The organism is Gammaproteobacteria bacterium, from assembly GCA_013696315.1.
Taxonomy (GTDB): domain Bacteria; phylum Pseudomonadota; class Gammaproteobacteria; order JACCYU01; family JACCYU01; genus JACCYU01.
This window is the reverse complement of record JACCYU010000060.1, coordinates 1-21680: the sequence shown is the minus strand read 5'-3', so window position 1 is coordinate 21680 and position 21680 is coordinate 1. Positions and strand designations below refer to the sequence as shown.

The window sequence follows — 21680 nt, the reverse complement described above, 5'->3', positions numbered from 1 at the left end:
CGCCTGGACCTCGAACAAACGTTGCATCGCTACGGCAGCCTGTACACCCATCACTTGCCGCAAACCGCCCTCAATGCCAAGCCACCCATCCAGGCGATGAAGCAATGGCATGCCAAGCACCCTGAGCTGTTTCATCGTAAGCCTTATAATCGTCCGGGACTTGACACCTAGCCAAGAGAATCTGCAGTAGACGTTCGCCCGAACTCTCCGCGTAAATTTCCACCAGATCGGCGATGCTGCGGCTGCAAACAAGGCCATACAAGTTGAGCTTGAAGCCACTCGCGTTCACTTGTACAAGGCTTGGCGTTCGCGAGAATCTTATTACAGAAAAAAATATACCGGCCTGGAAAGAACCAAGATGTTCATTGAGTGGCTGCAGTTTGTCGTGCTGGACTTCTTCTGGGGTAACGGAGAACACTCCATCAAACTCTTGCGCTCATTGGCGATTCTGGTTGTTTCGATTGCCCTGGGTGAGGTCTATTTCCTGAGAGATGGCTATGCGCTCTCAAGCTACTCCGCCGCGCTTCTTCAAGCCCCCGAAGTATTGCTGGGCGTAACTAAGCCCGAAGCTTTTTCGGGCTTGGCCTTGGTTGGAATTGCGAGTCTTCGCTACATCCTGCTGTCATGTTTCGTTTCAATTCTTATCAAGAGACTGAGCTGGCGGTGATGCACATCTACGCTTTTGGGTCGATCTGCCGCGGAGATATTTCAGTGGACTCTGACGTCGATCTATTGGCTTTGGTGGAAGGCCGTGATCCAAGGCTAGATCCCGACAAGTTCTCAATCTACTCATACAAGCGTATTAAGGAGTTATGGGCATCAGGTAACGCTTTCGCGTGGCACCTGGCACTTGAGAGCAAGCTCATCTACTCGGAAGACGTAGGCGATTTTCTCAAGGGATTGGGAATGCCATCGGAATATGTCGGTGCAGCAGATGACTGCAGACGATTTCGGACAATATTTGAGTCAGCCCTGTTGTCTATTCAGGAGGGCACTCCGAGTGTTGTATTTGAGCTTTCGACTATATTTTTGGCCATACGGAATATTGCAACGTGTTATTCGTTGGCTATGTTGCCAAGTCCAACATTTGGTAGGGATTCCGCTCGAAAGCTCGGCCCACGCAGCATCCCGATATCGGATCCCCTCTATTCGATCTTAATGCGAGCTCGTCTACTGTCCACACGCGGGGTGGGCGATGACATTGGCGAAGTCGATACATCCAAGCTAGTGGAGGAGCTTGATGGTTGTCGACAATGGGTGAACCAGTTGTGCGCGGAGGCTGAAACGCATGGATGATTTCGTTGGCAGGATGGCGACTCAGCGCTATGTCCTAAATGTCATCAACCGAAAGATCTCCTCAACCGAGAAACTGTTTGGTCTCTCATCCAATGCGATCGAACGGTGGGCAATAGCAAATCGGTTCGAACCGACCTCCGAAATTGTACAGTTGCTAAGGCGGATTTCATCGGAGCTATTCTTTACGGCAACACGAAGTCAAGAGCCTGTAAGCACAGAATACGAACTTCGGCGTAAACGAATCGTGGACTCCGTATCCGCGCTTGAGAATGCCGTATAACAACGCATTGCAGGTGACGTCCGGTCCGCTGCCGCGCGCCAGCCGCACCTGAACGCAGGCGTTAGACATCTCTATGAACAAGGAGCGCTTCCCGCAGCTACTCCAGGCGATCTACGGCGCAGTCGATGAACTGGAGAAGATGTTCCCTGGCCGTCACTTCACCCCCGATGGCCACATGATTGGAAGCCTTGGAGAGGCTCTGGCAGCACATCATTACAAGATTGAGCTATCCACCGCGTCAGCGTATTGCCACGATGGAAGTTGCAATGGACGACAGGTTCAGATCAAGGCCACACAGGGTACCAAGGTTGCGCTGTCTAGCGAACCTGAACACTTACTGGTTCTACAGCTCAATCGTGATGGTGGATTCGTCGAGCATTACAACGGGCCGGGTGCGCTTGTGTGGCAGCTCGTCGCGCATAAGCCCCGCCCGAAGAACGGGCAATATCAAATCTCGCTGTCACAGCTACAGAAGCTGATGGCGACGGTACCGCAAGATGAGAGGTTGCCGAAAAGAGATGTCTAACTTTGCGTTCGAGACGGACGCGGTTCAGCGCTTCGCGCTTCACGGCGCCGCTCAACGCGGACGTTAGGCCTCTGAGAGTATGCCTTCCTTCCCGCTGATGTCTGAGCTTCCAGAATCCCTGAGCACGTCAGGTTGGTCCTGGCGTCAGATCAAAAACCTGGGCAAGCTTCTGATGGCTTCTGGATCGGCACTGACCTTCAGGGCAACAAATGGCTCACGAAGCTGCGCGGATCGTTCTACGCATATTGCGAGATCGTCTTTGCGCGCTTGGCTCAGGGCATGAGTTGGTCGTGCCAGAGTTCAACGTTCATCCGCCTAGACGCGGATAGCGCTCAAGCACTCCAACGAGCTGCGGGCGAAGTGCATGCAGCACATTGGTACATGGCTGAGCATATGTACCCGCCATGTGGATCAACTTGCGCTCTGCAACCCCTTGTAGGCTGCGAGGTGCGAACGCTGGAAGACCTATGCTTCCCACAGATCGCTGGCCTCATCGACTGGCCGAAGAGTGAGATTGCCGCGTACGTCTTCGGAGGAAACGAACCTCCTGGCAGGTTCTTCACTTCGGCCCATGAGTTCGTGATCATCGACGCAGAGCTGATGTTCTCTACCGGCCCGTGTGAATTCGATACGGCTTCATGGCTGCGGCGGGCCGATGGATCGCCTTCACATAGTGGTAAGGCATTGGCCGTAGAGGTCTGCCGCGAGGTCGGTACGTTGCCTGGAAGCACGCTTGCTGCTGCCCTCGCCGTACCGGACGACGTAGGGGTCGAGCTTCGCTGGCCCATCGCCCCAAAGCTTCACGCAAGCGTCCAGTTCGCCCATGCTTGTCTCCAAGCAAACTGAGCGGCCGGGGAGATAGGTAACAAAAGAGTCCGGAGACATCGGTAACAATCACCGGTGTCGTTTGAGTTTACTGTAAGCATCTTCGCGGGCTGAAGCGTGATACCAGGCAGCGGGTGTTTGTTGATCTAGCGCTTCGTGGCGCCGCTCGTTGTTAAACTCGTCGCGGAAGTGAGTGAACTTGCGCTGCTGTGCCGCGAGTGGAGTTGCCCCTTTTCCGTGGCGGGCATGATTGCAGGCATCGATCAGGACAGCACACCAAGCGCATGAAAACCATCCAGGTGAAGGTCAAGCCGAACGCGCGAATCAGCATTCTCGAGACGCCGCTGGAAGGCGCAATCTGGCGGGCAAAGCTCAAGTCGCCACCCGTGGACGGCAAGGCCAATGAGGAACTCGTGGCCCTGGTAGCGAAACATTTCGGCTGCACCAAGTCGCAGGTGTCGATCAGGAGCGGCGCGTCCGGGCGCATGAACCTGGTGCGCATCCTAGACATCTGAATCGATCCTTTCTTCAGGGCGTGACATCGCTGGAGAAATGCACCTGCGCTGGATACTGTGTTCCGCGTAGCACGCATGGCGCCGTGAGTCGAGCCCCAAGCCTCCTGGTGCGACTATTGACGTTCGTTTTTCCCTGCCGCTTGGCGGCTGACTCCTGATCCGTTAAGAGTAAGCATTACCGGTATTCCGCTGCGAAGGCCTCGATATGACAAAAAATCACGGCTCGCCACAGCCGGTGTCGATTTCAGCCGCCGCCGCAAGAGATGTCGCTTGCCTGACGCAAAGTGCTCGTGCGGCGCGATTCAGTGTCGTAGCCTGGATGGAACGCGGTGTAATCCGGGATCACGTCCCCGGATTTCGTTGCACTGCATCCGGGCTACGGTATCTCTAGGGCACGGATCATACGACGCTGATCGAACAGGCCGGCTGGCTTCTATTGATGATCCCGGCATTTTTCGACGCGTTGGTGTGATCCCGCGATTGGCGCATTGTCGATTTTGGCCTGCGCCGATCGACTACCCGGTAACTACACGTTTTATGACGACCTGGAGGAACCAATGAAATATCTGTGCCTGGTTTACAGCGACGAATCAAAGCTGCATGCGCTGCCCGAGAGTCCCAAAGACGAAGAGTGTCTGGCCTATGCCGGGACGCTGCTGGAGAGTGGACACATGATCGCTGGCGAGGCGCTGGAATCCGTGCAGACCGCGACCACCGTGCGGGTTCGAAACGGCAAGGTGTCCATCACCGACGGCCCGTTCGCCGAAACGAAAGAACAACTGGCGGGGTTTTATCTGATCGATGCGAGGGATCTCAACGAGGCGATTCAGATCGCCGCGAAAATCCCGCCGGCAAGAGTGGGCAGTATCGAGGTGCGCCCAATCAGGCAGTTAACCAGCAGTAATGGCGCACGATAAGAGGAGAAAACTCATGTGTCCAGCATGCATTGCAACGACAGTCTGGGCGGTCGCCGGCGCCACCGGCACAGGTGGGCTCGCCATGCTCGTAGCGACCAAGCTGCGCGCCAGAACCGGCGCGAAGAGCCACCCTCCACAACCCAAATCGAAGGAGAAATCATCATGAGCAAGCACACCATAGAGAATCCTGGCGTTGTATCCCGAGACGAGTGGCTCGCGGCGCGCAAGGCGCATCTCAAGAACGAAAAGGCCCTCACGCGCATGCGCGATCTCGTAAGCGCCGAGCGGCGCGCGCTGCCCTGGGTGAAGGTCGAGAAGGAATATGTCTTCGATGCGTCGGACGGCGAGAAGACTCTCGCCGACCTGTTCGACGGACGAAGCCAGCTCATTACCCATCACTTCATGTTCGGTCCCGACTGGGAGGCGGGTTGCCCGAGCTGCTCGCTGGAGGCCGACCATGCCGAAGGCGCGCTCGTTCATCTCGAAAATCACGATGTTGCCTATGTCCGCGTTTCACGGGCGCCGCTCGACAAGCTCGAAGCCTACAAGAAGCGCATGGGCTGGCGGGCGAGATGGGTGTCGTCCTACGGCATCGACTTCAACTACGACTTTCATGTGTCGTTCACGAAGGAAGAACTCGCCGAGGGCAAAGTCCATTACAACTACGCCATGGTCGAAGGCTTCGACGAACTCCCCGGCCTCAGCGTCTTTTACAAGGACGACAAGGGCGACATCTTCCACACTTATTCCAGCTACGCGCGCGGCAACGAGGAAGTGATCGGCGCCTTCATCTACCTCGATATCACGCCGAAAGGTCGCAACGAGAAAGAAATCATGGATTGGGTGCGCCGTCATGACGAGTATGACGATGCGTCCAGGGTCCAATAATATCCATGACAAACAAAGGAGTAAGGCATGGCTGAAGAGGCCATCATCAAGATCATCGACACCCTTCTACATGGACGCCAGCTTCAAAGCCGCGATCAACCTCAAATCGTAAGCGCAACCGCAAAGGAGAATGACTATGACAACCCAGAAAACCCTCAAGCCGGCAGTCGAGTTGGCGAAAAAGAATGACACACGCTTTCCGAACGAAAGCGACGAATACCGGCAGGCGCGTCAAGCGCTGCTCGCCGAGGAAATCGAACTGCGCCGCCATATCGCGCGCGTGGCCGAGCAGCGCCGGTCGCTGCCACCGGGCGGCGAAGTCACCGAGGATTATCGCTTCGAGACCGAGGATGGCGAGGTCGGCCTCGACGACCTGTTCGGCCATCGCGACACGCTCGTCGTATACAGCTTCATGTACGGGCCGCAGCGCGAACAGGGTTGTCCGATGTGCACGGCGCAGATGAGTTCCTGGGATGGTGAAGCGCCCAATATCGAGCAGCGTGTCGCCTTCGCGATGGTCGCCCGCTCGCCGATCGAGCGTATCGAGAAATACGCCAAGCAGCGCGGCTGGAAGAATCTCAAGCTCTATTCGGACCCGAGTGGTGACTTCACCCGCGACTATGTCGGCGACCGAGATGCCGACATGCCCGCCTACACCGTCTTCAACCGCAAGGACGGCGCCATCCGGCATTTCTGGAGCAGCGAGGGTGGGCCGGAGATTGCCGATCCCGGCCAGGATCCGCACGATGCCCCCGACATGAATCCGCTCTGGATCATCCTCGACACGACGCCCGATGGGCGCGGAAGCGACTGGTATCCGAAGCTCGAATATGAGGGCGCGGGATGACCGGTAACAGCTCGGCGTGGTCGCTCTCGAGCACACGACGGCCACTGAAAATACATGACGCCGCCATCCCCCAAGACAAGGAACACCCCGCTGGTGGGCGCCAAAACTGAAGCCGAATGAACTATCAACCAACTTCAAAACAGGAGAAGCACAATGAGCTATATCGATGGATTTGTCGCTGCGGTGCCCACCGCCAATAAGGAAAAATACAGAAAACATGCCGAGGACGCCCTTTCCGTATTCCGCGAACATGGCGCGATCCGATGCGTCGAATGCTGGGGTGACGACGTGCCCAAGGGCGAAACGACCGATTTCTACATGGCAGTAAAGGCGAAGGATGACGAAACCGTCGTGTTTTCCTGGATTGAATGGCCCGACAAGAAAACCCGCGACGCAGGCATGGAAAAGGTGATGAGCGATCCAAGGCTATCCCCCGAAAACAACCCGATGCCGTTCGACGGCAAGCGCATGATCTATGGCGGCTTCGACGTGATGCTGGATGATGCCGGATGACAGGAAAAACCATGACCCACTGGAATCTTCCGATGGAGGGCGGTTGCCGCTGCGGGCAAGTGCGCATCCGCCTATCCGAAGCGCCGCTGCTTACCAGCGCCTGCCACTGCACCGTATGCCAGCGGATGACGGCTAGCGCCTTTTCGCTCAGCATCGGCGTCCCAGCGTCGAGCTTCTCGGTCACGAAAGGCGAACCGGTGATCGGCGGGCTACACGGCGAAACGCGGCATTTTCATTGTCCGCACTGCAAGAGCTGGGTGTTCACCCGGCCTGCGGGCCTCGAACAGTTCGTCAATGTCCGGGCGATGATGCTGGACGATCGAGGTGGGTTCATCCCCTTCATCGAAACCTGGACGTCGGAGAAACTCACTTGGGTCGAAACCCCCGCCAGGCACAGTTATGAGCAGTTCCCGCCGATGGAAGACTATGAAAAACTGATCGCCGAGTTTGGCGAAAGGAGTAAGCCATGACCATCAAAGTGAGTGCATTCAAGTGGGTGCCGCCATTTGCGCAGGGTTCGGTACGCGATTTGCGCGTGCGCTGGGCGCTGGAAGAGGTGGGGATCGGATATGAAGAACGGTTGCTGGGGCAGGGGGATCAAGTAAATGAAAAAGCCCGTGGCCTTCAGCCTTTCGGGCAGGTGCCGGTGTATCAGGAAGATGGCCTGACGCTGTTCGAGTCCGGTGCAATCGTATTGCATATCGCGGGCAAGTTCGACGCGCTGATGCCGTCCGACCCGCACGCCCGGGCGCGGATGACGACATGGATGTTTGCGGCGCTGAATTCAATCGAACCCATCATCGGTAATCTCGCCGATATCGATTTTTTCTCCCCGGACGAGGAATGGGCGAAGCTGCATCGTCCGGCGGCGGTCGAGGCGGTGAACAAGCGGCTGGCGGACCTGTCTTGCTGGCTATACGGGAAGGAGTATCTCGAAGATCGCTTCACCGGGGCGGACATCCTGATGACCACAGTGCTGCGCGACCTACGCCACACCGATATCGTAGCAGCATTCCCGGTGCTCGATGCCTATGTCAAACGCTGCGAGACGCGGCCCGCCTTTCAGAAAGCGCTGGCAGATCAGATGGCGGTCTTCGTCCAACATGAGTCGCCGGAAAAGGCGGCATAACGGAAAGGAGAGAACAATGTCAGAAAGACATTACAAAGGCGGATGCCAGTGCGGCGCCGTAGCCTACGCAGTCAATGTCGATATCGACAATACGATTTCGTGCAATTGCTCACGATGCAAACCGATGGGCTTCATCCTGGCCTTTACGCCGCGTAGGAAATTCGAACTGAAATCGGGAGCGGACAACCTCACCGAATATCTTTTCAACAAGAAGGAAATCCAGCACTTTTTCTGCAAGACCTGCGGTGTCGAGAGCTTTGCCTACGGCACGATGCCAAATGGCGATCAAATGGCCGCGATCAATGTCAACTGCCTGGAAGGCGTCGATGCCCGCACGCTCGACCCGAAGCCGGTTAACGGGAGAAGCATGTAAGTGAACAGAGGAGAAATTTTATGCTCGATCATGTCGGAATAGCCGTTGCCGATACAGGCCAGTCCAAAGCGTTTTACGATGCCGCGCTCGCGCCGATAGGCATCACCATGATTGCCGAAGTGCGCGGCAATGTTACTGATAGCGGCGGAACCGCCTGCGGTTATGGCAAGGACGAGAAGCCGTTTTTCTGGTTTGGCGACAATGAATAAGTCGGTGAAGGATTTCACGTCGCCTTCGCGGTCGAAACGCGCGCCCTGGTCGATGCCTTCTACAAAGCCGCGATTGCAGCGGGCGGAACAGACAATGGCGGGCCCGGGCTGCGGCCACATTATCATCCCGATTATTATGGCGCGTTCGTGCTCGACCCTGATGGTCATAATGTCGAGGCCGTCTGCCATTCCCCCGAATGAGAGACAACGATAAGGAGAACATCCATGCCCAACCTACAAAAAATCACCCCACATTTATGGTTCGCTGAGAAAGCCGAGGAAGCGGCCAGTTTCTATGTCTCGCTATTCCCGGATTCACATATCGACAGCGTGACCGACTTGCCTGCCGAATCACCCAGCGGACCGCCCGGATCAGTACGGGTGATCGAGTTCACGCTCGCCGGCTAGCAGTTCACGGCGTTTAATGCCGGTCCGCTGGACCCCTTTAACCACGCCATCTCGTTCTTTGTGGACTGCGCCGATCAGGCCGAGGTCGACCGACTGTGGGACGCCCTGTCAGAAGGCGGCGAAATCGAGCAGTGCGGCTGGCTGAAGGACCGGTACGGCGTGTCCTGGCAGATCGTGCCGACCGTGCTCGGTGAGATGATGAAAGATCCCGACCGCATCCGAGGGCAACCGCGTGAGTATGCTCCAGCCCATTCCGCGCACTCGGCACCACCGAAGTCAAAGTAAGGGAGTCAACCTTCCCCACGTACGCATATAAGGCTCAACGAGCAACCCGCGCAAAAGCTTACGGAAAAATCGATGACCACCAATAATGCGCTTGCCGGTATCGCCGTGAAGAACCTGGATGCGGCTATTCGCTGGTATGAGCGAATTCTCGGCCGATCCCCCGACGCCCAGCCAATGCCCGGACTCGCCGAATGGGGATTCAGCGGCGGCGGCTGGATACAGGTATTCGAGGACGAAAATGGAAAGGTTCTGTCGACCTTTGCGAAGACCCGGCAGGTCATCGCCGTCGAGCAGCAGGGACACAGGCGCACCCGCGATGGCATGTTGTCGATTCGGGGCTTCACCGAACGACTATCCAGTAACCACAAGTTTCACCATTATCTGGAGGAAACAATGAACTACCTTTGCCTGGTTTACAGCGACGAATCAAAACTGCATTCGCTGCCCGAAAGCCCCGAAGACGAAGAATGTCTGGCCTATGCCGGCAGGCTGCAGGAGAGCGGACACATGATCGCTGGCGAAGCGCTGGAATCCGTGCAAACTGCGACCACCGTGCGCGTTCGAAACGGCAAGGTATCCATCACCGACGGCCCCTTCGCCGAGACGAAGGAGCAACTAGCCGGGTTTTATCTGATTGACGCCCGGGACTTGAACGAAGCCATTCAGATAGCCGCGAAGATCCCACCGGCGCGCGTCGGAAGTATCGAGGTGCGGCCCATCCGGGAATTGAACGCTCATCAAGCCGATTTATCAGGAGCGCAACAGAACTTGAGCATTAACGAGTATGCATCATGAATACCATTGAACTTCCGAAAATCGCGTCACGCGATGAGTGGCTTAGGGCTCGCAAGGTGCTACTGGCGAAAGAGAAGGAAATCACTCGTGCGCGCGACGCGGTAAACGCCGAACGCCGCAGGCTGCCGATGGTGGAAATCGACAAGGATTACGTCTTCGAAGGGCCGGCGGGCAAGGCAAGCCTGTGCGAACTGTTCGATGGGCGCCGGCAGCTTTTCGTCTACCACTTCATGTTCGCTCCCGATTGGGAGAACGGTTGCCCGAGCTGCACGCATCTGGCTGATGAAGTTCCCCGGGTCATCTCAGGCACCTGCGGGAGAGTGACGTCAGTTTCACCTGCATCTCCCGCGCGCCGCTGGCCAAACTGGAGGCGTACAAAGCGCGCAATGGCTGGACGTTTCCGTGGTACTCCTCGTATGGCGGCGATTTCAACTACGATTTCCATGTCACCCTGGACGAATCGGTCGCGCCTGTCTGGTACAACTATCGGACGCCGGCCGAGCACGAGCAGGCGGGCACAGCGTACTATCTGGGCGGCAAGCAACCCATAGAGTTGCCCGGCTTCAGCTTCTTTCTGCGCGACGGCGATCGTGTTTTCCACACCTATTCAACTTACGGCCGCGGCGGCGAGATGGTTGGCGGCTCGCATTACCAGCTCGATCTGACGGTGTACGGCCGGCAACAGGACTGGGAGGACTCGCCCGAAGGCTGGCCGCAAACACCGACCTATGGATGATGCATCATCGCAACACGCATGGAACGTGAACGAACCCTTATCCGACTGTTAACAAAAGGAACAACGACATGAGCACTGCAACAGCTTCCGCAACCCCATCATCCGAAGCCGACATCCGCGCGCTGATCGACAGCTGGATTAAATCAGTCCATGCGCAGGACGTCGCCGGCATCGCGTCTCACTACGCGCCGGATATTCTCGCGTTCGACGCGATCATGCAGCTGCAATTCAAGGGCCGCGAAGCGTACACAAAGCACTGGGAAGCGTGTCTGGCCATGTGTCCTGGTCCGGGGATTTTCGAGATGCACGACTTGCGAATTACGGCAGGCGAAGATGTCGGCTTTGCCCATTGTCTCAATCGGTGCGGTGGTACCGACGAAAGCGGCGAAGAGAAGGCGTCGTGGATGCGCATGACCGCCGGTTATCGCAAGTCAAACGGGAAGTGGACGGTTGTGCACGAACACTGGTCAGCGCCGTTCGACATGGAGAGCGGCAAGGCGTTGTTCGATCTCAAGCCGTAGCGGGGTGTGTCTGTAATCGAAACGAGCGTGGGTTCCTTCATGTCACTCAAGCTCTACTTCCATCCGCTCGCGTCGTTCTGCCAGAAGGTGCTCGTCGCACTCTACGAGAACGACACGCCCTTCGAACCGCACATCGTCGATCTCGCCGATGAGACGGCCCGCGCGGAGTTCGAGGAGGTCTGGCCGATCGGCAAGTTTCCCGTGCTGCGTGACGAAGCGAAAGCCCGGACCATCCCCGAGTCGAGCATCATCATCGAGTACCTAGACCTGCACTATGTGGGCAATTTGCGGCTCGTGCCGGTGGACAGGGATCTCGCATGGCAGACACGCCTGTGGGATCGCTTCTATGACCTGTACGTAGACCAGCCCATGCAGAAGGTCGTCACCGACCGGCTGCGTCCCGCGGGATTATCCGATCCACACGGGGTGGAGGAAGCGAAGGCACAGCTAAAAACCGCCTACGGCATCATCGACCAGGACATGGCGTCGAAGGCCTGGGCCATGGGCGATGCCTTCAGCATGGCCGACTGCGCTGCAGCACCCGCGCTGTTCTACGCAAACCTGGTTCTGCCTTTCGGCGATACCCACAGATGGGCGGCGGCATATCTGGATCGCCTGATGAAACGCCCGTCGTTCGCCCAAGTGGTCACGGAAGCGAAACCGTACTTCGCGCTGTTCCCAAAATAGCCTGACAACGCCCATGCGGGGGGAGGAGATCGCATACACCGGCGCGTTGGATCCACAATCCGATACCCCTCCCGTGCGGTTCAGACCCCTGAGCCGCAATGCCGCTCCCGCCGGGAATGAAATTGCCATACTGATCGGTCGCCAGCAGCGGCACGTTGAGCACATCCTGGTCATCGAGCTGGATGCCGAGTATGGTCGCGGCCTGCGTCTTGACCTCGGCCCAGTTGGCGAGTCCACCAGCGGCGCCTTCCAGCATCTTGCCGGTCGCGACCGGATCGCCGGCCGCGTTGAGCACGTACTCGCGCAGGAACACCTGGTGCGACGGATGCGAGGTGTAGGTCTGATTCTGATCCACGAAAGCCGTGGTCGTGTTCGTGTGTTCGTGGATGTCGTCCGCGGTGCCCAGAGTACCATCCGGGTCGACCTGATTCCTGGCCCGCGTGAGGACCATGAAGTTGGTCTCGTCCCCGCTGTTGGGGATATTGTCGGGCCCATCGCCCGCCAGTGGATCATCCGCCCGCAGGGGGACGAACACGGTGCCGCTGCCGCCCTCCTTGGTCGTAAGGCTATGTCCATGTCCCCGTTAAGTTGACGTTGAGGTGTTTACGCGTTCCTGAGATGGCAATTTATGGGCCAAACGTGTAACTGATTATTTATTATAAGAAAAGCCAACTAACGCTCTTTCGACCTCCGGTAATCAAGGCGTCCGCATCGTTTACAGGTCACAAACGTGGCGATCATGGAAATTTTATTTGCATCAAGGTGTTGCGGCGCGACATTACAGTATAAAGATAACGGACACCAGCAGGCGACGAACGGCGGAGCTGGGATGAAGGCGCAGGTCCGGCACCTCGTATGGGGACCGGAGGCACCGGTTGCTACCGGGCGCAAATCGCAGCCTGGCGCCCCCCGTACAAACGATAACCATAAATCGCATAATCAGGATTCTTCAGTCGCGTCGCGCCTTCATAAATGACGAGGTGAGAACCGAAAACGCGACCGGCTGTCGATTCCAGTTACCCTCGATCGACTAGCAGACAGACTCCAGGCCAACCCGCGCAAACCCGCTCGGAAGCCCGGATCTCACATCACTCAAGAGGAGAAACGAAAATGAGCAAGCCGCAAGTAAAGCCAGTTCCTGAAGGGATGCACACGGTGACGCCACACCTGATTTGCGCCGGCGCCGCCGATGCGATCGAGTTCTACAAAAAAGCGTTCGGCGCCGAAGAGCAGATGCGCATGCCGGGCCCCGATGGTCGCCTCATGCATGCCTGCATCCGCATCGGTGATTCGCCCGTCATGCTGGTCGACGAAATGCCCGAATGGGGTTCACTGGGACCTAAGTCACTCAAGGGTTCGCCAGTCACCATACATCTCTGCGTCGAGGATGCCGACGCGGCCTTCAAGCGCGCTGTCGGAGCGGGGGCGAAGGTCAAGATGGCACTGGAGGACACGTTCTGGGGCGATCGTTTTGGCGTGCTCGAAGACCCGTTCGGTCATCAATGGTCAATCGCTACGCACATTCGCGACATGACGCCGGAAGAGATACAACAGGCGGCGCAGGAATTTTTTCAGCAAAGTGGCGCAGGTTGCGCCTCAGCCACGAAACCTTGAAGGAGATACCGCTATGCGATTCATGATTATTGTCAAAGCCACGAAAGACTCGGAAGCGGGCGTCATGCCGAGCGCGCAACTGCTCGCCGACATGGGCAAGTACAACGAGGAACTGGCAAAAGCCGGCGTGCTGCTTGCGGGTGAGGGACTCCAATCGAGCTCTTAAGGCGCGCGCGTGAAGTTCTCAGGAAAGAAGCGCATCGTGACCGACGGGCCGTTCGTCGAAACCAAAGAGCTGATTGCGGGTTTCTGGCTGTGGCAGTTGAAGTCGTTGGACGAGGCGATCGAATGGGTCAAGCGCTGCCCCAACCCGCACCCTGGGGTGGAGAGCGAGACGAGATCCGCCAGGTTTTCGAGGCGGAGGATTTCGGGGCTGAGTTCACACCCGAGTTGAGGGAACAGGAGGAGCGGGTGCGTGCGCAAGCCGGGAAGCTCGCGAAAGGATCGTGACGGCTTCCGCTACACCGCACGGGCTGCTTGGTTTGCTAGGCATGAGCAGTGCTATTCCTACTCCTGCGCCCGTTACAGACGCGCTACCGCCAAGGGATTGGCGGCCTACCGATCGCATGCATCTGAACAGGCAGCAACGCGTCGATTAATTTCAACGTCTTTGCTCTGTCCGAGTTGTTCTGACCGATGGGCTTCATCGCCCGAAATTTGCTCCGCGGGTCGCGGACGGCAGCGCTCCCGAAAGGCGTATAAACTCTTAGAACATTACATTTCACTGTCAAACGAAGGAGATAGCGATGGATAACAAGTATAAGCTCCACGGCGCGTTCAGCTGGTGTGAGCTGCTGACCACCGACGTCCCGAAAGCCAAACGTTTTTACAGCCGGCTCTTCGGATGGACGCTCGAACCCGCGCCCATAGAAGGCATGGAATATACGCTGGTGAAGTACGGCGGCGAGCAGATGGGCGGCATCATGGCCGTGCCGCCGGCCGCCGAGGGCATTCCGCCATCCTGGGGCGTCTATGTCACGGTTGACGATGTGGACACAACGGCCAAGCTCGCCACCGAGATGGGCGGCAAGGTCCTCATGCCTCCGCAGGATATCTCAGGGGTGGGACGCTTCTGTGTTCTGCAAGACCCGCAGGGCGCCATGATCAACGCTATCACATACGCGCAGCAGGACGCCTGACGGAGCGCCGCCAGCTGGGTACGTCCTCGGGCGTGATCCATGTGTCACGATCGGGACGCGGCCAGCCGGATGCTGAACGCATATTCAATGCGTTCGCAATGCGTTCGCTGAAAACGGCATGGTACGGATGCCGTTGCAGGAGACTTTCTGGGCCGCCCGCTTCGGCATGGTGGTCGATCGCTTCGGCACGCCGTTGATGATCAACAGCGATCGCCCCATCTGAGAATTATTCACCCTCCAAATCGATAAGGAACCACAATGGCTAAACAAATGTGGCTACACAAATGTTCGTCAATCTGCCGGTCAGGAATCTCAACGCCTCGGTGGCGTTCTTCACCCAGCTCGGCTTCACGTTCAATCCTCAATTCACCGACGAGAACGCCACCTGCATGATCGTGGGCGAAAACATGTTCGTCATGATTACTGGTCGAGCACTTTTTTCAAATCGTTCACCCGCAAGGAGATCTGCGATGCAACGAAAAACACCGAAGTGATCGTGTGTCTGTCCGCCGACAGCCGCGCCAGGGTCGACCAGATGGTCAGCAAAGCGGTCGCGGCCGGCGGAACAACGCCAAACGATTCCAAGGATTACTGGTTCATGTACCAGATTGGTTTCCAGGATCTGGACGGACATCTCTGGGAAGTCATGCATATGGAGCCAGGCGCGGCAGGCCAAAGTTGAAATCAGTCGCTGCGCGCCGCGTCAATGAATATTTTCGGCGCTAGCCCTGCGCCAAACAGTAACCGCGTGGCGTATACAGCAGGCGCCTGATTTGCGAATGACGAATTTTTTTCGGCTCGCCGTTCAGGCCGCGCCAGCATCAAGGCCTGGGGCCGGGCAAGCAGGCGCGGCGGCTGCGATCGAGCAAATCTGGATCGGCAGCCGCTTATCAAGTTGAACCCGTGAGGCGGCGGCTCGCGCCGCCTCGCATTGATCATGGGCTCTCACGATCGTCTCTGTCACCAGGCATGCGCGTTCAAAACGCCGAATTCGAATTGCTGCCTGATTTCCGCCATCAAACCGCGAGTCCCGGGCTTGTCGATTCCATCCCACGTTGTTCGACTACCGTATAGAGCCTGGGCGCAGCCGGCCGGCTTCTTGCGCAAGCGAGCCTCAATCCAGCCAGCAGGAGACACAACGATGCGATTCATGATGATTGTCAAGACCACGGAATGGGCCAGGCGTTTTCCCAATCCAGCCGCCGACGGCAAAGAAGGCGAGATCGAGGTTCGCCAGCTGTTCGAACTCGAGGATTTCGAACCCGGCGAGGCGATCGAACGCTTTCGCGACATGACAGTTGGGACCGACTAGGCAGCCATAGCGTATCTCGCCGACATGATGAATCAATACGCAGGCCTTTCGTGATGCACGGTGTTGAGAGATCCAGGCGTGTCAGCGTTACGTGCGCCGGAAGCAGCAGCCAAATAAAAAAACCGTCTGGACGGTTGACAACAGACCGTCCGGACGGTATTGTCGATTCTATGGTCAGAAAAAACTCAAACGAAATGCGCGACGGACTGCTGGACGCAGCGGAAACCGTGGTCACGCGTCAGGGCATCGCCAACCTTGCGCTGGACGCGGTCGCCGCCGAGGCGGGTGTCAGCAAGGGCGGCCTGCTGCATCACTTTCCCAGCAAGGATCACCTGGTTCAGGCAATGGTTCAGCGGACGGCGGACTACCTGCGGGCCGCCTATGACGAAGCCTGCGAGAGCGCCGCGGAGGGTCCGGGCCGCATGACCAGAGGCTTGCTGAACTCCAGCCTGGCGGACTGCGATTGCTGGTCGGAGCAGTGCCGGCGGAGTTCGTCCGCGGTATTTGCCGCGCTTGCGCAAAATTCTGACCTGATAGAGCCGATGCGCGAGGTGTACAGCGAGCTGCATCGCCGTGTCGCCGACGACGGGCTGCCGCCCGGTGTCGGCGAAACTGTCGCGGCCACCATCGACGGGCTGTGGCTCTACTGGGTACTGGGACTGGTTCCAGTGAACCAGGAGATGATAATCCGCGTGCGGAAGGCGCTTGAAGACATGGTGGCGCGCTCGCAGCCGGCAGCGCCGGTCAAGCGCAAAGCGGGCACAAAGCCCCGTACCGCACGGCCATCAGGAGGACGACGTACATGAAAACAACTGTCTGGATCGGATCCGCTCTGCTGCTGGTGACCGTCACCGGTATCGGCGCCGGCCTCGCGGCATGGAAATACGATGCCATGCAGGCGGCAGACGCCGCCTCCGCGAACCAGCCCGAGCCAATGGAGACGGTGACCGTCGCGATTGCGAAACAGCGCGCGTACCGCCCGACGACTACTTCAATCGGCACGGTGCTGGCGCTGCGTTCAATCACCTTGCGGAACGAAGTCCCCGGCACCGTGCAGCACGTTGACCTCGCCCCCGGACAAATTGTCGATGCGGGTACGGTGCTGGTGGCGCTGGATGTCTCGGTCGAGCAGGCTGAGTTGCGCGCGCAGCAAGCGCAGTCAGCTTTGGCGCAGACGATGCTGGAGCGCATGCAGCACCTGAGCCAGAACCGCGCCGTATCCGAGACAGAGGTGGATCAGGCGCTCGCGGAACGCGATGTCGCGCTGGCGCAGGTCGCGCGCATCGAGGCGATCATCGCCCGCAAGACCATCCGCGCGCCGTTTCGCGCACGCATCGGGCTGGCGGATGTGCATCCCGGACAGTATCTGGGCCAGGGCACCCGGCTCACCACCCTGCAAGGCGTCGCCGACGCCGCGCATGTGGATTTCCAGGTTGCGCAACAGGTCGCGGCAAGTCTTCACGTCGGTGACACGGTCGAAATCTTCATGGGCGACTCTTCTCCCGCCATGGCAAGTATCGTGGCGATCGATCCCCGTATTGACCCGTTGACCCGAAATGCGACCGTACGCGCTCGGGTGGAAGGCGCGCCCCGGGCGGGCGCGTCGGTTAGGGTCAGTGTGCCGGTGGGACCGTCCCACATGGCGGTGGCCATTCCTGTAAACGCACTGCGCAAGAGCCCTGCCGGGGATCATGTATTCGTGATCGCGCGGGACGAGCGCGGCAAGCCCCGCGCGCAACTGCGGCCGGTGGAGAGCGGCGAAGTGCTCGGCGACCAGGTCCTTATCCGTATGGGGATTGCCGCCGGCGAGCGAGTAGCGGCCTCGGGATCGTTCAAGCTCAACGACGAGACGCTGGTGGCCATCGCGAACGACTCCGCGCTGGTCGCGAGCCGGACCCGGTAAGGGCCTGAGCTTGTAAGCAGCGCAGACCGCGAGGACATCGACATGCGCGCGTTTACGGACATCTTCATCAAGCACCCCGTGCTCGCGGTGGTGGTCAATCTGGTGATCGTGCTGGCGGGCTGGCGAGCGCTGACCACCCTGCCCGTGCAGCAGTATCCGCAGATCGAAAGTTCATCGGTGGTGATCACGACGGTCTACACCGGCGCCAGCGCCGAGACCGTGCGCGGGTTTTTGACCACACCGATCGAACGCGCCGTGTCGGCGATCAGCGGCGTCGACTACATCGAGTCCGCCAGCCGCGCCGGCATCAGCACCGTCACCGTGCGCATGGAGCTCAACCACAGCAGCACCACGGCGCTCGCCGAGGTGACGGCGCGGTTGCAACAGGTCCGCGCCGAGCTGCCGGCGGAAGCCGAGCTGCCGACCGTCGAAGTGCAGCGCGCCGACCGACCGTATGCGACGTTCTACTTGAGCTTCACCTCTGGCGACCGCGGCGTGCCTGCGATCACCGATTATCTGCTGCGTACCCTGCAGCCTCAGCTTTCGACTCTGGATGGCGTACAACGCGTCACCATCGAAGCCGGGCGCCAGATCGCGATGCGCGTGTGGATCGACCCAAACCGTCTCTCCGCGCTGAATCTGTCGCCCGGCGACGTGCACGCCGCCTTGCGGCGTAACAACTATCTGGCCGCCGTCGGCCGCACCAAGGGAAATCTCACGCAGGTCAACCTGCTCGCGAACACGGACCTGCGCTCGGTAGACGAGTTCAGAAACCTCATTGTCGCCGAACGTGGCGGGGCGATCGTGCGCCTCTCCGACGTGGCGCGGGTCACGCTAGGCGCCGAAGAAGCGGAGCTGGTCGCGAAATACAACCGCCAGCAAGCCGTGTACCTGGGCGTGTGGCCGCTACCGGGCTCGAACGAACTTGAAGTGGCGCAAGCGTTGCGCGCGGAGATGGCGCGTATCCGGCCGACCCTGCCGGAGAACATGGACATGCGTCTCGCGTGGGATGGCACCATGTTTATGGAAGACGCGCTCACGGAGATCACCAAGACGCTCTCGGAAACCATCCTGATCGTCGGCCTGGTGGTTTATCTGTTCATGGGCTCGATCCGCACCGCGCTGGTGCCGCTGCTCGCCATGCCGATCTCGCTGATCGGCGCGGCGCTGGTCATGTACGCGCTGGGCTTCAGCCTGAATCTCTTGAGCCTGCTCGCGCTGGTGTTGTCGGTCGGACTGGTGGTCGACGACGCCATCGTCGTGGTGGAAAACGTCGCGCGTCACGTGCGCCTGGGCAAGTCTCGGATTGCCGCCGCGCTGGCCGGCGCGCGCGAACTGCGCGGCCCGATCGTGGCGATGACGATCACGCTCGCCACGGTTTACACACCGATCGCGTTTCAGGGCGGACTCACCGGCTCGCTGTTCCTGGAGTTCGCGATCACCCTGGCGGCCGCCGTGGTTGTGTCGGGCTTCGTGGCGCTCACCCTCTCACCGGTCATGAGCTCGCGCTTCGTGCATGCTCATGGCAAGGAAGGTCGGCTGACCACGGTGGTCAATCGCGCTTTCGATGGCGTCAGCCGCGTCTACGCACGCATGCTGGATGTGGCACTGGAAATGCGCTGGGTGATCGTCGCGGCCGCGGTGATAGTCATGCTGGCGGCGTGGCCGTTGCATGAGTTCTCCAAAAAAGAACTCGCGCCCGCCGAAGACCAGAGCCACATCAGCCTGTTTCTGGAGGCTTCGCCAGACTCCAGCCTGGAAGCGGTCAATCGCGAGTCGCGCAAGGTCGTGGATGCGATCAACTCATTCGCGGAGGCGGAATTCATGTGGTCGCTGACCGCCGCCTGGGGCGGCTTCGGCGGCATTGTCGCGAAAGACTGGAAGGAGCGCGAGAGATCGACCGCGGAGATCTTCGGCGATGTTTACGGCGCGGTCTCGCAAGTGCCGGGCTTGCGCGTGTTTCCGCGTCTCGACCCGCCGTTGCCGACTCCCGGTCAGTACGACGTCGAACTGGTGCTACAGAGCAACGCATCGGCCGAGCAGATGCTTGAGACCGCGCAACAGGTGGTCAACGCCGGCTGGCAGAGCGGAAAATTCCTTTACGTCGATACCGATCTCAAGATCGACTTGCCGGAAGCCAGAGTGGTGCTCGATCGAGAACGCATTGCCGACCTGGGACTGGATCTGGCCAAGGTCGCGCGCGAACTGGGTACTCTGCTCGGCGGCGACTACGTAAACCGGTTCAACTACTTCGACCGCAGCTACAAGGTCATCCCGCAGATTGGCGACGCGGGCCGCGCCACGGTCGGCCCGCTGCTGGACCTCAAGATCAAGACGCCTGGCGGCGAGCTGGTGCCCGTGTCCACGTTCACGCGCATCGAGACGCAAACCGCCCCGCGCGTATTGAACCGCTTCCAGCAGCGCAACGCCGTGCGCGTATTCGGCGGCGTGCAGCCCGGTGTCACCAAGGAGGAAGGGCTGCGCGTTTTAGAGATCGCCGCCGCTGAGGCGGGTGGATCCGACGTGGTGCTCGATCACGCTGGCGAATCGCGCCAGATCCGCCACGAAGGCGGCGCGCTCACCGTGACCCTTGGCTTCGCGGTCGTGCTCATCTATCTGGTGCTCGCCGCACAGTTTCAGAGTTTCCGCGACCCGTTGATCGTGCTCCTGGGCTCGGTGCCGCTCGCGATCTCAGGCGCGCTGGTGTTTAGTTTTTTAGATCTCACCACCATCAACATCTATTCGCAGGTCGGGCTGATCACCCTTGTGGGGCTCATCGCCAAGAACGGCATTCTGATCGTGGAGTTCGCGAATACATTGCAGGCGCGCGGGCTCGAGAAGATGGCCGCGTTGCGCGAGGCGTCGTTAACGCGCCTGCGGCCGGTGCTGATGACTTCAGTCGCCACCGTGTTCGGGCACTTACCACTTGTGCTGGTGTCCGGGCCGGGCGCCGAAGCCCGCAACAGCATCGGCACCGTGCTGGTCGCGGGCATGACCGTGGGCACCGTGTTCACCCCGTTCGTCGTGCCGGTGTTTTACTCACTGATCGCTGCTCGGCATAAGCCAAGTCCTGTGGACGAGGAACTCGAACATGAGGCGCGTGCCGCTTCGCCAGTGTTGCAGCTGGACGCAAGTTCACCTTAGAAGCTTCGTCAGCGTATTAAATAACCTTCGGCTACAAGCCGGGCTCTTAGAGGCGGAGGGCTTATATCTTGCGCAATGAAACGCTTCCGTCTCCACCCGCTCAAAAAGGGCGCAGCGCGGACGATGGTCGATGGTCGATGTGGATCAGCGGAAACGGGCGGATCACATTCGAGTTTCGAGACGGGCACGCATACATCTTGGACTACGAAGATTATCACTATTGCCTATGCACAATCCCCCGCATCCTGACGAATTCATAACGCAGGTATATTTGGAGCCTAATGGAATCAGTGGCCGTGAGCTTGCAAACAAGCTCGGTGTCTCTGTGTCGACGTTGAATCATATCCTGAAAGGTACAAGCGGCCTTAGCCCTGAGATGGCGCTTCGACTTTCCAAGGCATTTGGCCGGTCGCCGGAGAACTGGCTTGCTATGCAGTACAACTATGACTTATGACACGCGAAGCAACGGCTGGATCTGACCACCGTTTCCAAGGTGCGGTTAACTGCGGCCTGACGATACATTCAACAGAGTCGTTCGTTCACGGGCGCTGGTGCAAGAGTTCCTATTGACTATTGCGCAAATGGTTAACAGGCTGGGTAGATTGTCATTCTGAGGCCGAAGGCCGAAGAATCTCCTGTTTCCGAAGGAAAACCAGATGCTTCACTCCGTTCAGCATGACAGTTTCTTTAGTTGTCGCATCCCGGACGATTATATCTCTGTAAGTCGTCTTCCGTTATTCTCGGCGCGTGAGGTTCTCCGCGGCCTGGTGGAGGACTTAAAGACCTGTTGTCCTGGAGAGTTGCCCGCATGATGATCG

At 58.9% G+C, this 21680-nt stretch carries 22 protein-coding genes and 7 pseudogenes; 28 read left to right on the top strand and 1 reads right to left on the bottom strand.

The window, feature by feature from the left end; genetic code table 11:
• Window positions 1-358: 358 nt before the first annotated feature.
• From H0V34_03630 to H0V34_03545, 18 genes and pseudogenes are all read left to right on the top strand, one after another.
• On the top strand, window positions 359-667 hold the full coding sequence (locus H0V34_03630) for a hypothetical protein (GenBank protein MBA2490818.1): 309 nt from the start codon (window positions 359-361) through the stop codon (window positions 665-667).
• Complete coding sequence (locus H0V34_03625; protein MBA2490817.1) at window positions 625-1296, top strand: nucleotidyltransferase domain-containing protein; 672 nt, start codon at window positions 625-627, stop codon at window positions 1294-1296. The genes H0V34_03630 and H0V34_03625 overlap by 43 nt, the downstream gene beginning before the upstream one ends.
• Before the next feature lie 353 nt (window positions 1297-1649).
• Window positions 1650-2102: a hypothetical protein gene (locus tag H0V34_03620; protein MBA2490816.1), complete on the top strand. Its 453-nt coding sequence runs from the start codon at window positions 1650-1652 to the stop codon at window positions 2100-2102.
• A 1109-nt stretch (window positions 2103-3211) separates the two neighbouring features.
• Window positions 3212-3442 (top strand): DUF167 domain-containing protein, encoded by a 231-nt coding sequence (locus H0V34_03615; protein MBA2490815.1) that lies wholly within the window; start codon window positions 3212-3214, stop codon window positions 3440-3442.
• A 557-nt stretch (window positions 3443-3999) separates the two neighbouring features.
• The gene (locus tag H0V34_03610; protein MBA2490814.1) at window positions 4000-4359 is read left to right on the top strand and encodes a YciI family protein; all 360 of its coding nucleotides are present in this window, start codon (window positions 4000-4002) and stop codon (window positions 4357-4359) included.
• 177 nt (window positions 4360-4536) lie between these two features.
• Window positions 4537-5247 carry a DUF899 domain-containing protein gene (locus H0V34_03605; protein MBA2490813.1) on the top strand — a complete coding sequence of 237 codons (711 nt, stop codon included), beginning with the start codon at window positions 4537-4539 and terminating at the stop codon, window positions 5245-5247.
• A gap of 27 nt (window positions 5248-5274) precedes the next feature.
• A complete protein-coding gene (locus H0V34_03600) occupies window positions 5275-5436 on the top strand; it encodes a hypothetical protein (GenBank protein MBA2490812.1) in 162 nt (53 codons plus the stop codon).
• Complete coding sequence (locus tag H0V34_03595) at window positions 5384-6094, top strand: DUF899 family protein (GenBank protein MBA2490811.1); 711 nt, start codon at window positions 5384-5386, stop codon at window positions 6092-6094. Before H0V34_03600 ends, H0V34_03595 begins: the two co-directional genes overlap by 53 nt.
• Window positions 6095-6247: 153 nt before the next feature.
• On the top strand, window positions 6248-6607 hold the full coding sequence (locus tag H0V34_03590) for a DUF1428 domain-containing protein (protein MBA2490810.1): 360 nt from the start codon (window positions 6248-6250) through the stop codon (window positions 6605-6607).
• Window positions 6608-6618: 11 nt separating this feature from the next.
• The gene (locus tag H0V34_03585) at window positions 6619-7077 is read left to right on the top strand and encodes a GFA family protein (protein ID MBA2490809.1); all 459 of its coding nucleotides are present in this window, start codon (window positions 6619-6621) and stop codon (window positions 7075-7077) included.
• Window positions 7074-7736: a glutathione S-transferase family protein gene (locus tag H0V34_03580; GenBank protein ID MBA2490808.1), complete on the top strand. Its 663-nt coding sequence runs from the start codon at window positions 7074-7076 to the stop codon at window positions 7734-7736. Before H0V34_03585 ends, H0V34_03580 begins: the two co-directional genes overlap by 4 nt.
• Before the next feature lie 16 nt (window positions 7737-7752).
• Window positions 7753-8109: a GFA family protein gene (locus H0V34_03575; protein ID MBA2490807.1), complete on the top strand. Its 357-nt coding sequence runs from the start codon at window positions 7753-7755 to the stop codon at window positions 8107-8109.
• A 20-nt stretch (window positions 8110-8129) separates the two neighbouring features.
• A pseudogene (locus tag H0V34_03570) lies at window positions 8130-8519 on the top strand (VOC family protein).
• 24 nt (window positions 8520-8543) lie between these two features.
• Window positions 8544-9011, top strand: a pseudogene (locus tag H0V34_03565) (VOC family protein).
• A gap of 393 nt (window positions 9012-9404) precedes the next feature.
• Window positions 9405-9806, top strand: coding sequence for a YciI family protein (locus tag H0V34_03560; GenBank protein MBA2490806.1), 402 nt, complete (start codon window positions 9405-9407; stop codon window positions 9804-9806).
• Window positions 9803-10542, top strand: a pseudogene (locus H0V34_03555) (DUF899 domain-containing protein). The gene H0V34_03560 and the pseudogene H0V34_03555 overlap by 4 nt, the downstream one beginning before the upstream one ends.
• 68 nt (window positions 10543-10610) lie before the next feature.
• A complete protein-coding gene (locus H0V34_03550) occupies window positions 10611-11063 on the top strand; it encodes an SgcJ/EcaC family oxidoreductase (protein ID MBA2490805.1) in 453 nt (150 codons plus the stop codon).
• Between the two features lie 39 nt (window positions 11064-11102).
• Window positions 11103-11750 carry a glutathione S-transferase family protein gene (locus tag H0V34_03545; protein ID MBA2490804.1) on the top strand — a complete coding sequence of 216 codons (648 nt, stop codon included), beginning with the start codon at window positions 11103-11105 and terminating at the stop codon, window positions 11748-11750.
• Here H0V34_03545 and H0V34_03540 read toward each other — a convergent pair.
• A complete protein-coding gene (locus H0V34_03540; protein MBA2490803.1) occupies window positions 11710-12285 on the bottom strand; it encodes a hypothetical protein in 576 nt (191 codons plus the stop codon). The two genes, H0V34_03545 and H0V34_03540, sit on opposite strands and share 41 nt — an antisense overlap.
• A 575-nt stretch (window positions 12286-12860) precedes the next feature.
• On the opposite strand from H0V34_03540, the gene H0V34_03535 reads away from it, so the two are divergent.
• From H0V34_03535 to H0V34_03490, 10 genes and pseudogenes are all read left to right on the top strand, one after another.
• Window positions 12861-13364 carry a VOC family protein gene (locus H0V34_03535; protein MBA2490802.1) on the top strand — a complete coding sequence of 168 codons (504 nt, stop codon included), beginning with the start codon at window positions 12861-12863 and terminating at the stop codon, window positions 13362-13364.
• Between the two features lie 13 nt (window positions 13365-13377).
• Window positions 13378-13814 (top strand): annotated as a pseudogene (locus tag H0V34_03530) (YciI family protein).
• A 296-nt stretch (window positions 13815-14110) separates the two neighbouring features.
• Window positions 14111-14503 (top strand): VOC family protein, encoded by a 393-nt coding sequence (locus H0V34_03525; protein MBA2490801.1) that lies wholly within the window; start codon window positions 14111-14113, stop codon window positions 14501-14503.
• 106 nt (window positions 14504-14609) lie between these two features.
• Window positions 14610-14726 (top strand): annotated as a pseudogene (locus H0V34_03520) (VOC family protein).
• Window positions 14727-14775: 49 nt separating this feature from the next.
• A pseudogene (locus H0V34_03515) lies at window positions 14776-15185 on the top strand (VOC family protein).
• A 489-nt stretch (window positions 15186-15674) separates the two neighbouring features.
• Window positions 15675-15815 (top strand): annotated as a pseudogene (locus tag H0V34_03510) (YciI family protein).
• Between the two features lie 170 nt (window positions 15816-15985).
• The gene (locus tag H0V34_03505) at window positions 15986-16621 is read left to right on the top strand and encodes a TetR/AcrR family transcriptional regulator (GenBank protein ID MBA2490800.1); all 636 of its coding nucleotides are present in this window, start codon (window positions 15986-15988) and stop codon (window positions 16619-16621) included.
• Entirely contained in the window at window positions 16618-17718 is a 1101-nt protein-coding gene (locus H0V34_03500; protein MBA2490799.1) for an efflux RND transporter periplasmic adaptor subunit, read from the top strand. Before H0V34_03505 ends, H0V34_03500 begins: the two co-directional genes overlap by 4 nt.
• A gap of 42 nt (window positions 17719-17760) precedes the next feature.
• Entirely contained in the window at window positions 17761-20862 is a 3102-nt protein-coding gene (locus H0V34_03495) for an efflux RND transporter permease subunit (protein ID MBA2490798.1), read from the top strand.
• A gap of 130 nt (window positions 20863-20992) precedes the next feature.
• Entirely contained in the window at window positions 20993-21316 is a 324-nt protein-coding gene (locus H0V34_03490; protein MBA2490797.1) for a HigA family addiction module antidote protein, read from the top strand.
• Window positions 21317-21680 lie beyond the last annotated feature (364 nt).

Coding starts and splice junctions, on each gene's coding strand:
- H0V34_03630 (MBA2490818.1), top strand. CDS start 359: ATGTTCATTGAGTGGCTGCAGTTTGTCGTGCTGGACTTCTTCTGGGGT.
- H0V34_03625 (MBA2490817.1), top strand. CDS start 625: ATGTTTCGTTTCAATTCTTATCAAGAGACTGAGCTGGCGGTGATGCAC.
- H0V34_03620 (MBA2490816.1), top strand. CDS start 1,650: ATGAACAAGGAGCGCTTCCCGCAGCTACTCCAGGCGATCTACGGCGCA.
- H0V34_03615 (MBA2490815.1), top strand. CDS start 3,212: ATGAAAACCATCCAGGTGAAGGTCAAGCCGAACGCGCGAATCAGCATT.
- H0V34_03610 (MBA2490814.1), top strand. CDS start 4,000: ATGAAATATCTGTGCCTGGTTTACAGCGACGAATCAAAGCTGCATGCG.
- H0V34_03600 (MBA2490812.1), top strand. CDS start 5,275: ATGGCTGAAGAGGCCATCATCAAGATCATCGACACCCTTCTACATGGA.
- H0V34_03595 (MBA2490811.1), top strand. CDS start 5,384: ATGACAACCCAGAAAACCCTCAAGCCGGCAGTCGAGTTGGCGAAAAAG.
- H0V34_03590 (MBA2490810.1), top strand. CDS start 6,248: ATGAGCTATATCGATGGATTTGTCGCTGCGGTGCCCACCGCCAATAAG.
- H0V34_03585 (MBA2490809.1), top strand. CDS start 6,619: ATGACCCACTGGAATCTTCCGATGGAGGGCGGTTGCCGCTGCGGGCAA.
- H0V34_03580 (MBA2490808.1), top strand. CDS start 7,074: ATGACCATCAAAGTGAGTGCATTCAAGTGGGTGCCGCCATTTGCGCAG.
- H0V34_03575 (MBA2490807.1), top strand. CDS start 7,753: ATGTCAGAAAGACATTACAAAGGCGGATGCCAGTGCGGCGCCGTAGCC.
- H0V34_03560 (MBA2490806.1), top strand. CDS start 9,405: ATGAACTACCTTTGCCTGGTTTACAGCGACGAATCAAAACTGCATTCG.
- H0V34_03550 (MBA2490805.1), top strand. CDS start 10,611: ATGAGCACTGCAACAGCTTCCGCAACCCCATCATCCGAAGCCGACATC.
- H0V34_03545 (MBA2490804.1), top strand. CDS start 11,103: ATGTCACTCAAGCTCTACTTCCATCCGCTCGCGTCGTTCTGCCAGAAG.
- H0V34_03535 (MBA2490802.1), top strand. CDS start 12,861: ATGAGCAAGCCGCAAGTAAAGCCAGTTCCTGAAGGGATGCACACGGTG.
- H0V34_03525 (MBA2490801.1), top strand. CDS start 14,111: ATGGATAACAAGTATAAGCTCCACGGCGCGTTCAGCTGGTGTGAGCTG.
- H0V34_03505 (MBA2490800.1), top strand. CDS start 15,986: ATGGTCAGAAAAAACTCAAACGAAATGCGCGACGGACTGCTGGACGCA.
- H0V34_03500 (MBA2490799.1), top strand. CDS start 16,618: ATGAAAACAACTGTCTGGATCGGATCCGCTCTGCTGCTGGTGACCGTC.
- H0V34_03495 (MBA2490798.1), top strand. CDS start 17,761: ATGCGCGCGTTTACGGACATCTTCATCAAGCACCCCGTGCTCGCGGTG.
- H0V34_03490 (MBA2490797.1), top strand. CDS start 20,993: ATGGTCGATGTGGATCAGCGGAAACGGGCGGATCACATTCGAGTTTCG.